The 14946-nt window shown below is 34.4% G+C and carries 16 protein-coding genes and 2 pseudogenes; 11 read left to right on the top strand and 7 right to left on the bottom strand.

Features of this window, described 5'->3' with window-relative positions; all coding sequences use genetic code 11:
* Positions 1-233 precede the first annotated feature (233 nt).
* Positions 234-839, top strand: coding sequence for a lysophospholipid acyltransferase family protein (locus AZF08_RS15150; RefSeq protein ID WP_033679294.1), 606 nt, complete (start codon positions 234-236; stop codon positions 837-839).
* A 70-nt stretch (positions 840-909) separates the two neighbouring features.
* On the opposite strand, the pseudogene AZF08_RS31290 reads toward AZF08_RS15150, so the two are convergent.
* Together AZF08_RS31290 and AZF08_RS28200 are read right to left on the bottom strand one after the other, a co-directional pair.
* Positions 910-975: pseudogene (locus tag AZF08_RS31290) on the bottom strand (DUF3948 family protein); the annotation flags it as partial.
* A gap of 34 nt (positions 976-1009) precedes the next feature.
* Positions 1010-1105, bottom strand: a complete 96-nt coding sequence (locus AZF08_RS28200; RefSeq protein ID WP_064504760.1) for a DUF3948 family protein — start codon at positions 1103-1105, stop codon at positions 1010-1012.
* A 405-nt stretch (positions 1106-1510) separates the two neighbouring features.
* Here AZF08_RS28200 and AZF08_RS15145 point away from each other — a divergent pair, with 405 nt between their 5' ends.
* From AZF08_RS15145 to AZF08_RS15130, 4 genes are all read left to right on the top strand, one after another.
* Entirely contained in the window at positions 1511-2488 is a 978-nt protein-coding gene (locus AZF08_RS15145; protein ID WP_033677517.1) for a LacI family DNA-binding transcriptional regulator, read from the top strand.
* Between the two features lie 162 nt (positions 2489-2650).
* Positions 2651-2980, top strand: a complete 330-nt coding sequence (locus AZF08_RS15140; RefSeq protein WP_033677518.1) for a PH domain-containing protein — start codon at positions 2651-2653, stop codon at positions 2978-2980.
* A 117-nt stretch (positions 2981-3097) separates the two neighbouring features.
* Entirely contained in the window at positions 3098-3934 is an 837-nt protein-coding gene (locus AZF08_RS15135; RefSeq protein ID WP_033677520.1) for a YitT family protein, read from the top strand.
* Between the two features lie 162 nt (positions 3935-4096).
* Positions 4097-4453 (top strand): YxeA family protein, encoded by a 357-nt coding sequence (locus AZF08_RS15130; protein WP_063177303.1) that lies wholly within the window; start codon positions 4097-4099, stop codon positions 4451-4453.
* Positions 4454-4625: 172 nt separating this feature from the next.
* Here AZF08_RS15130 and AZF08_RS28195 read toward each other — a convergent pair whose 3' ends face one another.
* The gene (locus tag AZF08_RS28195) at positions 4626-4727 is read right to left on the bottom strand and encodes a DUF3948 family protein (RefSeq protein ID WP_064504759.1); all 102 of its coding nucleotides are present in this window, start codon (positions 4725-4727) and stop codon (positions 4626-4628) included.
* Positions 4728-5391: 664 nt separating this feature from the next.
* Here AZF08_RS28195 and AZF08_RS15120 point away from each other — a divergent pair.
* Positions 5392-6183 carry a TatD family hydrolase gene (locus tag AZF08_RS15120; protein ID WP_033677525.1) on the top strand — a complete coding sequence of 264 codons (792 nt, stop codon included), beginning with the start codon at positions 5392-5394 and terminating at the stop codon, positions 6181-6183.
* A gap of 35 nt (positions 6184-6218) precedes the next feature.
* On the opposite strand, the gene AZF08_RS15115 is transcribed toward AZF08_RS15120, so the two are convergent.
* Complete coding sequence (locus AZF08_RS15115; RefSeq protein WP_033677527.1) at positions 6219-7868, bottom strand: DUF2334 domain-containing protein; 1650 nt, start codon at positions 7866-7868, stop codon at positions 6219-6221.
* Between the two features lie 292 nt (positions 7869-8160).
* Between AZF08_RS15115 and AZF08_RS15110 the strand changes: the two genes are divergently transcribed.
* Positions 8161-8694, top strand: coding sequence for a transglycosylase SLT domain-containing protein (locus AZF08_RS15110; RefSeq protein ID WP_033677529.1), 534 nt, complete (start codon positions 8161-8163; stop codon positions 8692-8694).
* 18 nt (positions 8695-8712) lie between these two features.
* On the opposite strand, the gene AZF08_RS28190 is transcribed toward AZF08_RS15110, so the two are convergent.
* From AZF08_RS28190 to AZF08_RS15095, 3 genes are all read right to left on the bottom strand, one after another.
* Entirely contained in the window at positions 8713-9183 is a 471-nt protein-coding gene (locus AZF08_RS28190) for a GNAT family N-acetyltransferase (protein ID WP_082246180.1), read from the bottom strand.
* The gene (locus tag AZF08_RS15100; protein ID WP_033677531.1) at positions 9180-9956 is read right to left on the bottom strand and encodes a DUF4931 domain-containing protein; all 777 of its coding nucleotides are present in this window, start codon (positions 9954-9956) and stop codon (positions 9180-9182) included. Before AZF08_RS15100 ends, AZF08_RS28190 begins: the two co-directional genes overlap by 4 nt.
* A 165-nt stretch (positions 9957-10121) precedes the next feature.
* Positions 10122-10256: a hypothetical protein gene (locus AZF08_RS15095; RefSeq protein ID WP_033677533.1), complete on the bottom strand. Its 135-nt coding sequence runs from the start codon at positions 10254-10256 to the stop codon at positions 10122-10124.
* A gap of 418 nt (positions 10257-10674) precedes the next feature.
* Between AZF08_RS15095 and AZF08_RS29910 the strand changes: the two genes are divergently transcribed.
* The 4 genes and pseudogenes from AZF08_RS29910 to AZF08_RS15080 all read left to right on the top strand — a co-directional run bounded on the left by AZF08_RS29910 (position 10675) and on the right by AZF08_RS15080 (position 14837).
* A complete protein-coding gene (locus AZF08_RS29910) occupies positions 10675-10809 on the top strand; it encodes an RAxF-45 family protein (protein ID WP_321141622.1) in 135 nt (44 codons plus the stop codon).
* Between the two features lie 72 nt (positions 10810-10881).
* Positions 10882-12815 (top strand): annotated as a pseudogene (gene abc-f / locus AZF08_RS15090) (ribosomal protection-like ABC-F family protein).
* A 169-nt stretch (positions 12816-12984) separates the two neighbouring features.
* A complete protein-coding gene (locus tag AZF08_RS15085) occupies positions 12985-14178 on the top strand; it encodes a sensor histidine kinase (RefSeq protein WP_033677537.1) in 1194 nt (397 codons plus the stop codon).
* Positions 14175-14837 carry a response regulator gene (locus AZF08_RS15080; RefSeq protein ID WP_033677540.1) on the top strand — a complete coding sequence of 221 codons (663 nt, stop codon included), beginning with the start codon at positions 14175-14177 and terminating at the stop codon, positions 14835-14837. Before AZF08_RS15085 ends, AZF08_RS15080 begins: the two co-directional genes overlap by 4 nt.
* Positions 14838-14946 lie beyond the last annotated feature (109 nt).

Here is a 14946-nt window from a genome sequence, read left to right as displayed (position 1 = left end):
TTGTGCATCATATATATCCGCTCCTTTTCGAATGGTTGTTGTTACTTTCTGACTTAATTGTACGAAATGTAGAGAGAAGTCACTATCGAATTAGCTTACAAAAGGATTACACTTTTGTAAGAATAAAATTTTGAAAATTAATACTTAATTTTATTACCAACTACTAAAGGTTAGTGTTATAATTATTATAAGGACATAATTAAACTCTTGATATTTAGAAAGGGACGAAATGAATGTATAAGCTAATTACATTTTTGTTGAAATATATATTTAAGACTCTTGGAAAAGTGGAAGTACAGGGAAAAGAAAAATTACCTCAAGGTGGACCGTATGTGGTTGCTTGTACCCATACGAGCTTTATGGATGTTTTAATGTTAGCGGCAGGTATGTACCCGACAGGAATTCATTATATGGCGAAAAAAGAATTATTTGAGGGTAAATTTAAAAATTGGTTTTTTAAGAATGTGAATGCTTTTCCAGTAGATCGAGCAAACCCAGGTCCAAGTACATTGAAAATTCCATCCCGTCTGCTGAAAGATGGAAAAGTAGTGGGGATTTTCCCAAGCGGAACGAGATCAACAGAGGATGTTTCTTTAAAAGCAGGAGCGGTGACGATTGCAATGCGTTCTAATGTTCCTTTAGTACCAGCGGCTTATGTTGGCCCATCGAGTGTAAAAGAATTAATTAAGGGAAAAAGAGCGCAATTAATTTTTGGTAATCCGATTCAAGTAGAAGCGGGAGAAACAGTGGATCGAAAAACAGCTATGAAAATGATGACAGATCAATTGAACGAAACATTTGAAGAACTAACAGAAACATTACAAAAAAATATGAAATAGGAAAAGACGACCGGGTATAGACGGTCGTCTTTTCTATTACTATCTATATAAGGGGAAAGGGGACACAAAATTATATAAGCGTAGCAGCATAAATGAAAGCTGTAAGAAGAGCCGAGCCGCTAGCGAGCCCAATAAAGTACTATCTATATAAGGGGAAAGGGGACACAAAATTATATAAGCGTAGCAGCATAAATGAAAGCTGTAAGAAGAGCCGAGCCGCTAGCGAGCCCAATAAAGTCAAATTTATTAAAAGTCATGTAATTCATATTGATTCTCTCCTTACTTGTTTAAATTAGTAGCAACCGCTTTTGCATCGACAAGAGCGGATAACACCATGTTCATTGTACTTACGAATTTGTTAGCTTTTAATTTGTGCATCATATATATCCGCTCCTTTTCGAATGGTTGTTGTTACTTTCTGACTTAATTGTACGAAATGTAGAGAGAAGTCACTATCGAATTAGCTTACANTGTGCATCATATATATCCGCTCCTTTTCGAATGGTTGTTGTTACTTTCTGACTTAATTGTACGAAATGTAGAGAGAAGTCACTATCGAATTAGCTTACAGGAAAATTACACTTGTGTAAGGAAACTATATGGAGATGTAATGATGAGAATATTTGATACACGCTTATGAAATTTATTAAGTTAAGGGAAGAGGTGAACATATGGCTAATATTAAAGATATTGCAAAGCTAGCCGGTGTGTCAGTTACAACTGTTTCACGAGTTTTAAATGACCATCCATATGTAAGTGAAGAAAAACGACAAGTAGTTTTAGAGGTTGTTGAGAAATTGAATTATTCGCAAAATGCGAATGCTGTTCATTTATCCAAAGGAAAAACGAACATTGTCGGTGTGATTTTGCCGTATATTGACCACCCACATTTCGATGCAATCGTTGGAGGAATTATGGAAGGTGCATTAGCTCATAATTATCGAGTTCTTCTTTGTCAGACAAATTATAATAAGCGAGAAGAAATAGAAAGTTTACATATGTTAAAAACAAAGCAATTAGATGGGATCATTATTTGCTCACGCTCAAATGATTGGGATGTAATTAAGCATCATGCTTCGTATGGGGCAATTATTGCTTGTGAAGAGACTACTGCTTTGGACATATCGAGCGTATATATAAATCATTTTGAAGCTTTTCAATTAGGAATGAATTACCTAATCGAGAAGGGGTATAGGAAAATTGGGTATTGCACAGGAAGGAAGCGTGGGGCCAGTAGTGAAAAGAGATTTGATGCCTATAAGCAGACTTTACAATTAATAGATGAAGAAATTGTCGAAAATAGGATTTTTACGGAATGTTTTACATTAGAAGATGGTGTAAGAGTTGCACATAAGCTAAAAGAGATGGAGCACCCTCCTGAGGCATTGCTAGTAGCGGGTGATGAAGTTGCTATTGGAATTATGACAGAGGCTGAGAAATTAGGTATAAATGTTCCAGAGAATTTAGCGATTATTGGTTTTGATAATCAGCCGATTTCACAAGTATTACAAATCACAACAATTGATCAACATGTAAAAGAAATTGGTAAAAGTGCTTTTAAACTATTTTACAAGCAAATAAACAATGATAATTGGAAGCCAGAAAAAATCGAGATTCCTTATGTACTTGTAGAACGATCAACTGTTTAGAAATAATCCGTTATGTGTATATCGCATAACGGATTATTTTTTTTGAAATATTTTTGACAGGAAACGCGTTTCATACTTTATAAATGAATTATACCGGTTAAGTGATAATCCATGGATTCTTTTCAAGTGCTAAGACAATGAATAGAATTTGGAGGAATGTTCATGAATGAACTATTACGGAATGTGAAAAAATATGTAGAGCCTGATGAACAAATTTTATCGTTTGTGATAGGAATATTTGAGAAGGATAACATGTTCTTGTCATATCAACATGGTATATTTGTTGCTACGAATAGGCGTATCCTGTTCTATGGAAAACTTCCGTATTACCCTGCGAAATGGGAAGAATACTTTTATTTGTATATAGAAGACGTATGTGTATCTCCACATTTGAGTTTTACTTATAGGGGAGAAAACGTGGTAGGGAGGTATATTGAGCGGGGAAATGTAAAACAGTTTGTCTATGCTGTTAAAAGAGAAATGAATAATTAATCAAGCGTTTGTTTAAACATAATAGTAAGGTTATTAAAAGAAAAAGAGTGCAATAAAAACCACTTCTATACCTCTAGGAGATAGTGATACAATGTCAAATGGGGGGAGGTATGAACTATGGTTAATCAACGAATGAAAGAAATTACATTAATTACAATTGGTTCATTATTATTTGCAATTGGTATTAACTATTTTGCAATTCCAAACCGCTTATCAGAAGGCGGAATAATTGGTTTAACGGTTGTTACCTATTATTTGTTTGGGTGGTCACCAGGGGTTCTGAATTTTGCTTTTAATGCAGTTTTATTAGCAATTGGTTATAAATTTTTTGATAAAAAAACGATCGTTTACACAATCCTAGGAATCGTGGAAACATCTTTGTTTTTATATGTTACAGAGCATATTGGATATCGAGTAAATAGCGATACGTTATTAGCAGCTCTGTTTGCTGGTGTGTTTGTTGGTATTGGATTAGGTTGTATGTTCCGAGCGGGAGGTACATCAGGGGGATCAGCGATTTTAGCGCAATTAGCCAATCAATATTTAGGCTGGAGTGTTGGAAAAGGTGTCCTTATTATTGATATTGTTGTAATTGCAGGTTCTGTGTTTATAATCGGGCAGGAAAAGGCAATGTATACACTTGTGGCAGTATTTATTGGAGCGAAAGTAATTGACTTCATTGTGGAAGGAATTAATACGAAAACAGCGGTTACGATTATATCGAATCAACCAGATTTAATTCGTGAAACGATTACGAAACATATGACGCGCGGGGTGACTGTATTAGAAGGGCGCGGTGGATATACTGGAAAAAATAAAGAAGTATTGTATGTCGTTATTAATAAACAAGAGCTTGTAAAATTAAAACAAGTCATTAGTCAAGTGGATGAAGATGCGTTTGTTGTTATTCACGATGTACGTGATGTACTTGGTGGTGGTTTTAAAGCAAGCTAGAAAGATGAACGAGAGAATTCGTTCATCTTTTTTTATTCTTACAAAAATGTAAGGGAAATGTAAGAGAATTCAATAGAATAATTGCTCCTTACTGGTTAAAATAAGTCTATAGAAAACTACACATATTGTGTGGAGGAGGAATCTGCCTTGAGGTGGGGAAGTGTGAAAAAAAGAATAATTTTCACTGGGGTAGCGCTGGTAGCTATCATTGTGTTACTGCTACCAACAAAGCTTGGCCCAGTAATTGATAAATATAATCCGTTTTATAAAACGAAAGAATATTATACAATCGTGAATGGCATTGGTCAGCACGTTGGCGATGATTGGTATGAATACGAATTTGTTGCGTACGATGATAAAGGTAGAGCACAGAACATAAAGAAAACTGTAAAGCATATGTTAAAAAGAGATGAGACATTGAAAGTCGTTGCAAAAGGGCGTTACGGGGAGGCGTTAGCAGAAATTGAGGTTCAAAATATCCCTGTGCAGGCGAGAAGTAAGCTTTTGGCGATGAGATAAAATTACTTGATTCATGCATAATAATAAATTATAAAATCCGCTAGCATCTTTAAAAGGTTAGCGGATTTTAGTTTACTATGTACATTTCGTAGGATTTTAATTACATAAAACGAAAGCCCAACCTACATAGGTTGGGCTTTCTCTATTATATAAAGGGGAAGGGGACACAAGTTTATACGAGACTCATCGCAGCAGCATAAATGAAAGCTGTAAGAAGAGCGGCACCGCTAGCAAGTCCGATTAAGTCTAATTTGTTAAAAGTGATGTTGTTCATATTTACTCTCTCCTTACTCGTTTAATGAAGTAGCAACCATTTTTAAATCGATTAGAGCAGCTAGTAGCATATTCACCCTGTTTACGATTTTGTTTGTTGCTCTTTCTGACTTAATTGTACGAAATAAAAGTAAAAGTAACTATCGAATTATATTACAGAAGGCTTACAGTTTTGTAAGGTACGTGTAATGTAATTCGATAGTTGATACTTAAGAATTCTACTACAATATAAGTAGAAAGTTTGAACATACAACTTTCTGTTTGAAATAATGATGAATGTTTGAAAACCAACTAACTATTCAATAGGCCTCATCTCTATATGAGATGAGGCTATTTTTTTAAACCTTACAATATTGTAAGATTTACGTAAGCTAATTCGATAGCTCGTTGTTCATATTTTTTGCATAATAAAAATAGATAATATATTAGGGAGATATTGAGAAGGGAGAAGAATGGGATGCCAAAAGAAGAAGTAGTTAAGTTTCCGATAAAAGATTTCTGTAGCTACTTTACTGTTGCCGTGGTATGTATTGGATTGTTTGATATAATTACAAACTTAATTGTTAAATAATATAGATGATAAAACAAGAAGGAGTTGTCCTCTTGTTTTTTTATTGTTCTTGGTCTGGCACGTCGTATTAAAATAGATACGGGAGATGATAGATGTGAAGTGGATTGATAGTCACATACATTTGGATCAATATAAGAATAAAGAACAGATGCAATTATTTGATGATGTGAAAAGGAGTACTTGGATTGAAGGGATGATTGCAGTATCAATGAACTATCATTCTTGCCAACAAACATTATTTTTAGCAAAACAGCATCCATTTGTGCATCCAGCACTTGGTTTTCATCCAGAACAGCCAATTAACAAGAGAGAATGTGAACAAATTTATAAGCTAGTTGAAGAAAATGCAAGTCAGCTTGTTGCTATTGGAGAGGTTGGGTTGCCATACTATTTACGGCAAGAAAAGAAAGATATCGCATTAGAGCCGTATGTGGAGGTATTGAAAAAATTCATATCTCTTGCGAAAAGGTGTGATTTACCAATTGTATTACATGCAGTCTATGAAGATGCTGAGCTTGTATGTGATTTACTTGAGCAGCATGAGATTTCTCGTGCACATTTTCATTGGTTTAAGGGAAGCAAGAAAACGATGGAGCGCATGATTCGAAATGGTTACTATATTTCCATTACACCAGATATTATGCAGAAAGAAAAAATTAGAAAGATTGTATCGTTTTATCCGCTTGAATATATGATGGTTGAAACAGATGGTCCCTGGGAATTCAAAAAGGGTATCATGACGCATCCGAATATGATTAAAGACGTATTAAAAGAAATTAGTTGTATTAAAGATGTACATATAGATAAAGTTGCAGAAATTGTTTATCAAAATACGGTTCAATTTTATTTGAAAAGAGAGAGGAGCAAATACCTCGACTTGAAGTGAAAAATGCCAAGCGCAAATCTGTGCTTGGCATTTTTTCATGATTCAAGTCGTTTTGCACGTCGTATTAATAACAAGAAAATGATTAGGATAATTCCAAAGATGAGGAAGAATCCGTACTTCTTAAGATAATTAATCGTATTATTTACAGACAATGGCTCTTCAGTATGAATGCCATCTTTATTAGAATGAATGATGATATCGTTCGTTTTTACGTTATTTTTTTCTTTCTGTAAATCAATCCATTCTATGTTTGGAACGCTTTCCAATTCATTTAATAATTCTTTGAAAGGTTTCACTCCTAAGTATGGATGATAGAAGGCACCGATTATGCCATCTGATAACTTTGAAAATGATAATGAACGTTCCTTTATTTCAGAAGCAGCATGAGGTTGATTTGCTTCTATAAATCCAACTGTTTCAGGAAATACTTTCATCCCATGTAAAAACGAAGGTTTGCTAGTAAAGGCAGTTGTGTGCATTGTTTTCCATGTTGAATCGCTTAATTGTAATTGCCCAACATAGGTTGAGAAGTAATGGGATAGTATTTCATAACCTTTTTGGGACATCGCATAATGAGGTGCTTCAAAAGCGAGTGGGTATAATTTAGCATCCACAAGTTCCTTAATTCCGTCTTCGATATGATCTTTTATATATGTTTCTTCAAAATCTTTACCGTTTTTTACGTATTGGTTATAAGCTTCGGTAGATTTAAAATCCGCTTTTGTTTTTGATTGCTCATGTTTTGGTTGACGAATTGGTTGATCCGTTTTTATATCCCAAAATTCAAAGCCTTCTCCCGTTTCACTATCATAAAATTGGTGGGTATAACCATGCATCACAATCGAACCGCCATTCGTTTGCATAAATCGTAGCACATTTACTAACTCAGGTTTATCTACTAAGTGTATCGTTTTTTTTGTACTCGGGTCTGTATAGACAGGAATAACAGCTACCATATAGGGGATATTTCTCTTTTTTAATAATTCGGCAATTTCCTGTAGTTGTTTTGAATTTGAAGCTGGATGAATATCCTCTAAGCGTATATAAGCACGGCTTTTTTTTGTTTCAGGTTGCTGCTCAAAGAAGGAGAAGAGCATTTCACCAACATAATGGGAAGGCCAATCAAAAAGCTGTGATGTTGCTACGTAATAAGAGTTATTTTGCTTTACGATAAATGGATACGTATGATCGGAACTCATCGCATATGCTAGGGATTCCCCGGTTGTCTCAATCTTTTGGATTAATCGATCTTCATTAAAATCGTTTTTTAGCTTGCGATTTGGATATTGTATTGCATGAATTCGTATTTGGTCTCCTTGGTGGGTAATAAAAGAAAAACGATTTGGTAGCTGTTCTACATTTTGACCAAGAAAGAGTAAAGGCCCTGAATAGTTTTCTAGAAAATGTTTTGTTTCGTTAGAAAGGCTCTCTTTTTTCTCTCCTATGTAAATAATATGTGTAAAAGATGATGAAGGAGTAATCTCCTTTGTGTTCCTAGCATGTTGTATTGTCACATCATTTGTAAAATGTCCAATTAGATTATTTAAAATTTGAATTTCATTGGTAACTTGTTCGTTTTCTGTGCTACATAAAATCAGTACTTTTGGCTTTTTGGTTGTTTGAGCAGAGGTATGGATAGGGATGAATAGTAAAATGGTGAGAAAGAACAATAACTTTCTTTTCATGTAGGCAATCTCCTATTCTGTATATAGGGTTCAATCTACAATTATATACAAAGAGAATGGAATCTATGCGGAATGATGTCTGGTAAAAATTACATATGTGTGAATTGGAGAAGAAATATTACATTTTTGATAAAGTGTTAATACATGTTTTTCACAAAATCAGTCTTAAGCATGATGCAAAGGTGTGTACTAGTTTGATATGATTTAAGAGTAATAGAAAACGATAGAATGCGAGTGGTTGTAAGGAAAGGCTGAAAGGGGACAAATTTCAGCAGAGAAAGAGGTAGAAGTAGTGAAAAAATTCTTTGTAGGATTTTTAGTTATTCTTGGAATGTATTTATATTTCCAAGGTGAGTCTGAAGGAATGGAAAGAGCAGTAAAACAGACAGGCTATGTTGATTCAGAAGAAGCGAAACAGATGAAACAAATTATTATAGAAGAAGCCAAGAAAGTGAATCTTCCAGAATGGATACCTCTTACAATTGCCGAGCATGAAAGTCGTTTGAATCCAAGAAGTATTGGAGATAATGGCACTTCATTTGGACTATTTCAATTACATCGCGGTGGTGGACTTGCTCCAGATCATTTAACAGATGATCAATTAAAGGATCCACGTACAAATGCTCAAATTGCTATGCCGCATTTACTGAAAGGGTATAAAAGAGGCATGCAAAAAGGTTTGACTGATTTTGCATTACTAAAATATATAGCAAATACATCTGGATGGCCGGGTAATCTAGGCCCTGAGTGGACGGATAATAATATGAAGTATAACGTTGGATTAGAGAACGTATTCTATAGAAATATAGGCATAGTGAAAGAGTAGGTGCTAGGAGCACCTACTCTATTTTTCTATAAAAAGTTCCATTTCATTTGTTTTATGAGTAAATCCCATTTTTTTATATAGTAATTCACCATCTTTAGAAGAATGAAGCCATATTCGTTTTACTCCGTTTTCCTTACATTCTTTTATGCAGTGCTGTAATAATTTTTTTGCTAAACCATTTCCGCGGTATTCTGGGAGTGTATACATATTTAGAATATACGCTTCTTTTCCTTCTAAATTATTAATATAAGACGGTCGATGGAAGAAAGTAACACCGCTTATGCTAATAACTTCACCATTTATTAGGGCTATATAAGCTGTAAATATTCCTTTTGTCATTTCTACTTGCAAATACTGTTCTGTCGCATGTCTAAAAGCACTTTCTTCTTCTTGTGAATGCAATTCATCTACTTCTTTTAGTAAGGAAACACGCAAATGAATGAGTGCTTGGATGTCGTCTAGAGTAGCTTTTCGTATTATATAATTCATCTATATTCATCTTTCTTTGTAAAATATTGTTGGAGCTGCTGTTTCACATCTTCCAACTTTGTAGAAACTTGAGGGATTTTATATCCGACATATAATGGTGAAACAACAAAACGTGGGACGACTTTACAAATGATCTTTCCATCGAGATGATAGAAGAATAAATTATAGCTACTACATCCTTTATGAAAATCCGTTAGTATGTAACGCACAGTTTGTTGAATATAATTTGCTATCATATCGATGGATTTTATATTTTCAATGACAATATTAAATTCAGTAAAGCCGATAATTGGATGTGTAGAAATATTAAGTTCAATTTGTTCGTCTTTTTGTACAATTATGCCTCGGAAGTGTTCGGGTGTTACATTTTCTCGATAGTCTACATATTTCATCCCGATAATCTGCATATGCGCATGATGCAAACTCCCGCCTGAAAATGGACCGTGATTTTTATATAAAATAACGGATTCGAATTGATTACTATTTTCTAAAGCTAGCCAATGTTTAACGGAGAAGTGAATTAATTTCTTCATATGTTCAGGTGTATAGGTTGCAATATGATCATCGCAATTATTTGTTTCGATGAGAACGGTTTGGAACGTATCTTTTAATGTTGGAAATTTATTTTTCAACCAGATAATAGAGTCTTCTGTTTCTAAAATATCAGTGAGGTGTTCCGTATCACAAAAAGGACAAGCTGTATTTTTATTACGGATGCTTTCGGGTTTTTGCTTGCTAATATCATTTAAAAAATAAAGTTGTTGTGTATCCATATGTATATGCCCCTTTGAAAATATGTGTGAAATTCCCGTTTACTATATTCGTGAAAAGGAAAGGGAAATCCTCTATCGTGAGGTGGGTGAGGAGAAATAAGATAGCAATTACTAATCAAAAAACAAAAGACAAGATATCCTAATTGTAGAAGGGTATCTTGTCTTTTATTTTTTCTTTAATAATGTGTATGGATAATACAGAGTATCCGCTTGTTCTTTCTGTTTCTTTTTTCTATTCTTCAATGCATGTAAGGCAAATAATGTACTTACAATTGCAATAATGGCTTTCTTCATATTCAATTTCCCCTTTTTATTGTTGATTTAACTCTTGGCTAACTGCTTTTGCGTCAATTAAGGCGTGGAGAATCATTTTTACCATATTCATCATGTTTTATCACTCCTTTTTATAATTGGTTTAGTTTTTTTACAACTGCTTGTCCGTTCACTAACACCTCGAAGATTGCTTTTGCGATTTCTTTCATCATGAGTAGTTCCTCCTTTTATTTATCTCTTGTTTACATCTTTATTGTATAAGGAGGAGTTATTTCGTACTATCGCTTTTCATTACGAGAACATAACAGTTTTGTAAGATTAGATGTAATTTGTTGAAATGTTTAGTCTATCTTCATTATTTTCAGAAAAATGACTATTCAAACATGGAATGGAGAAGTATAATAAAGAAGTAAGTATAAAATTTCGTACGAAAGGAGTGAATGAGATGAAATGTTCTTTAGCTGCGCGCGCAAAATTTTTAGATTTTATCTATTTTTGTCGTGCGATTTTTCATGATGTGATTGTTAACGGGATACGTATGCCCTTTTTTAACAATCACATAGCAGTTAATGAACGATAGAAATCTCTTCACCCATTTTATAAAACGTGTGAAAAGGGAGCTATTTGGCTTCCTTTTTCTATGCAAAAAACCATGGGGAAAGTTTCTTTCCCTATGGTTTTTTTACGTTGAAAGGAGTACGGAAAATGACAATTTGTAGTGTAAACAATGTAACGAAATCTTTTGGTGGAAACATCATATTTGAAAATATATCGATTGAAATAAAGAATGGTGAACGTATTGGATTAGTTGGCCGAAATGGTAGTGGGAAGACAACGATTTTTCAATTGTTAACAGGAATAGAGAGTATAGATCGTGGAGCTATTCATATGAAGAAAGGTACACGCATTGGTCATGTTGCACAAATTCCAAAGTTTGATGATGAAACGAATGTATATGGTGTATTGAGTTCTGCCTTTATAAAAGAAAAAGAATTAGAAAAACAAATGCGTAATTTAGAACAAAGTATGGCAGAGGAAAAAGATCCGACTGGTTTAGAGCGGTTAATGGAGAAGTATGGTGCAGTACAAGAGCAATTTGCGTTTTTGGGTGGTTATGAAATAGAGGCAAATATAATGAAGGTAGCAAACGGTTTACAAGTAACAGAGCTATTTTCTCGGATTTTTACTGAGTTGAGCGGTGGAGAACAGACGAAGGTGAGTCTCGCCTATATGCTGTTGCAGAGACCAGATTTATTGCTGTTAGATGAACCAACAAACCATTTAGATTTATTTGCAGTAGAATGGCTTGAGCAATTTTTAAAAGAATACGCAGGAACAGTTGTTGTTATTTCGCATGACCGCTATTTTCTGGATGAAGTTGTGACGAAAATTTTTGATTTAGAGGACGGAGAACTTCATATATATCATACGAACTACTCGCAGTTTGTGAAAGAGAAAGAAGAAAGATTGCTCCAAGAGTTTCAATCTTATCAAGAACAACAAAAGAAAATAAAGAAAATGAAAGAAGCGATTAAACGTCTAAGAGAATGGGCGAATCAAGCGAATCCGCCGAATGAAGGACTGCATAAACGGGCGAGAAATATGGAGCGTGCGTTAGAACGGATGGAGAAGTTAAAAAAGCCAATGTTAGAAAGAAAACAGATGGGACTTCAGTTTGAAGGGCAAGAGAGAAGTGGAAAAGATGTTGTTGTAATGAAAGAAGTTGGCAAAACATTTGCTAATCGTTCTTTATTCCAGGGGGCAAATTTGCATGTTCGTTTTCAAGAGCGCACAGCTATTGTTGGCCGTAACGGTACTGGAAAAACAACATTATTAAAATTGTTATTACAGGAAATGAAACCGGACGCGGGTGAAATTCGAATTGGTAGTAGTGTGAAAATTGGTTATTTATCACAGCATGCATATGGGAATGTAAAATACAATGTATTGGAAGCTTTCAGAGAATACGTAGCTGTAACAGAAGGAGAAGCTCGTCACATATTAGCTCGCTTCTTATTTTATGGTCCAGCTGTTTTTAAGAAAGTGAATCAACTTAGCGGGGGAGAGCGGATGAGGTTACGCTTGGCACAGCTTATGTATCAAGATGTAAACTTTCTTGTGTTAGATGAGCCTACAAACCACCTTGATATTGAATCAAGGGAAGTGCTGGAAGAAGCCCTCGAACAATATAATGGGACAATTCTTGCTGTTTCACACGATCGTTATTTTTTAAATAAGTTGTTTGAAAAGACATATTGGATTGATGAACATAAATTATTTGAGTTTGCAGGAAATTATGCATGGGCTCGAACAAAGTGGGAAGAAAGAATAGAAAAGCAAGTAGAGAAACAAAAGCAACAAGAAGTTACAAGTGTGAAAGTAACGCATGTAAAGAAACCAGAGTCTAGTGGCGTAGAAGAAATTGAGAATAAGCTTATGCATATAGAAGAAGATATATATACGCTGGAGTGTACAATGGGAGACACGATCGATGTTGAAAAACTGGAAAAATTATATGAAGAAAAAGCAAAGAAAGAACTATTACGAGCGGAATTATATAACCGGTTAGATAGTATGATGGAATAGATGAAAAAACAAGTCATCCTCTCAGAATATGTGAGAGTGACTTGTTTTTTATTAATGCCCGTTAACTAGGGATAAAAATGGTATAATTTTCTTGCTGTTATATTGTGAAAACGAAGTTTTAAAGGTTGATATGACTGACAACTATATTTTAAAAATGTGAGGGAAATTTATGTTAGGATATGCACGTATCATGACGATTGTTATTATTTGTGTTATATATATGACTTATGTTTCACGTGAAACAGTAGAGTTACAAATCTTTGTTGGTTTTTCATTTTTTATGTACATTGTAAATCATATTCTACTTATACAACCCCATCATGGGAAGTGGCGTAATTTATATTTATTACTTTCAAATGGGGTCATTACAGCTCTATTAGGTTTCTTATTTCCAGAGACATCTTTATATTTAATTATATTTGGGATCGATGCAATAGGACTATTTATTCATGCACAGCGGAAAATAGTCGTATATTTTTTTGTGAGTTTTTTCTTTTTATGCTGGTTTGCTATTTTACTATATACGTATTGGTACATTGGAGAGATAAGGATTTGGGAAAATGCGATTAATTTTATGTTCGTTGTTTTTAGTTCTCTAGCCGGAAAATTAATTAAAAACCTTACAGTCGCTCGCCAGACTGTAGATGATCAATATGAAAAATTGACATTATCACATACGGCCCTAAAAGAAGCACATAAACAGTTACAGCTTTATGCGAAAGAAGTGGAAGAATTAACTTCAATTCGGGAGAGAAATGATATTGCCCGAGAAATTCATGACACAGTTGGTCATAATATGACGGCTTTACTTGTTCAATTACAGCTTGCTGAAGCGTTATGGAAGCAAAACTCAGAAGTCACAGAAGAGGTTTTACATACATGTCATGAACTAGCTAGAAAATCTCTTCAAGAGGTAAGAGCATCGGTTCGTACATTGAAAGAGGAACAAAGTTTAGGAAATATAGTAGAGGATATGAGGGGAATGCTAGGCGAATTTTCAAAGGTAACGAAAGTACAAATAACCTTTCATTTACAAGGAGATCCAATTATTGTTCCACTGTCATTACAACCTACCTTATTGCGTATTATGCAAGAGTCATTAACGAATGCAAAACGTCATGGTAAAGCTAGTCTATGTAAAGTTAGATTATTATGTTTGGATGAAAAAGTTATATTATCAATTTCGGATGATGGTATTGGTACAAATGAAATAAGTCCTGGTTTTGGATTAATGAATATGAAAGAACGTGTAGAGGAACATGGTGGAATGATTCGATTTGAGAGTGAAAAAGAGAAGGGATTCCGATTAAAGATTGAGTTCCCACTTAAGGAAAAGACGTGGGTAATAGGAGGAACGATATGATTCGTATTATAATCGTTGATGATCAATCACTTATTCGTGATGGTTTAGCAATGTTATTAAATTTATGTCCTGAACTTGAAGTGGTGGGAACAGCGAATGATGGAGATGAAGTAGTTCAAAAGGCAGAACAATTACAACCTGAAATTATTTTGATGGATATTCGAATGCCGCGTATAAATGGTGTTGAGGGAACTCGTTTAATAAGAGAAAGGTTTCCAGATATAAAAGTGCTTATGTTGACCACTTTTAATGATAGTGAACTTATTTTTGAAGCATTAGAACAAGGAGCGAGTGGTTATTTATTGAAAGATATGGAAACGGATGTAATTGTTCAGGCAATATTGACAGTCCACGGGGGAGGAGCCGTTCTTCCTCAAGATATAACAGCACAAATTGTGAAGGAACTAAAAAGAACAAAAGTAGTAGAAATGTCAGAGAAAAGTCAGCCAAAGCAAATGGAGCAATTAACAGAGCGTGAAATAGATGTATTACGAGAAATAGGGCTTGGATTAAATAACAAAGAAATTGCTGAGAAATTGTTTATTACAGAGGGTACTGTGAAAAATCATGTTTCTAACTTAATTAGTAAGCTCGAGCTGAGGGACCGGACACAAGCAGCTATATACGCGGTAAGATATGGTATTACGACATACACATGACTTTTGACATAGAGAAATGAGAAAAAGCAGCAGATTGTGCTGCTTTTTTATTTTGCATTTCTATCTCAAGAGTGATGGAAGAAAGAGGATGTTTTTTTACAATGAAATT

The organism is Bacillus gaemokensis (assembly GCF_001590835.1).
GTDB classification, from domain to species: Bacteria; Bacillota; Bacilli; order Bacillales; family Bacillaceae_G; genus Bacillus_A; species Bacillus_A gaemokensis.
This window is presented reverse-complemented; position numbering and strand designations above follow the sequence as displayed.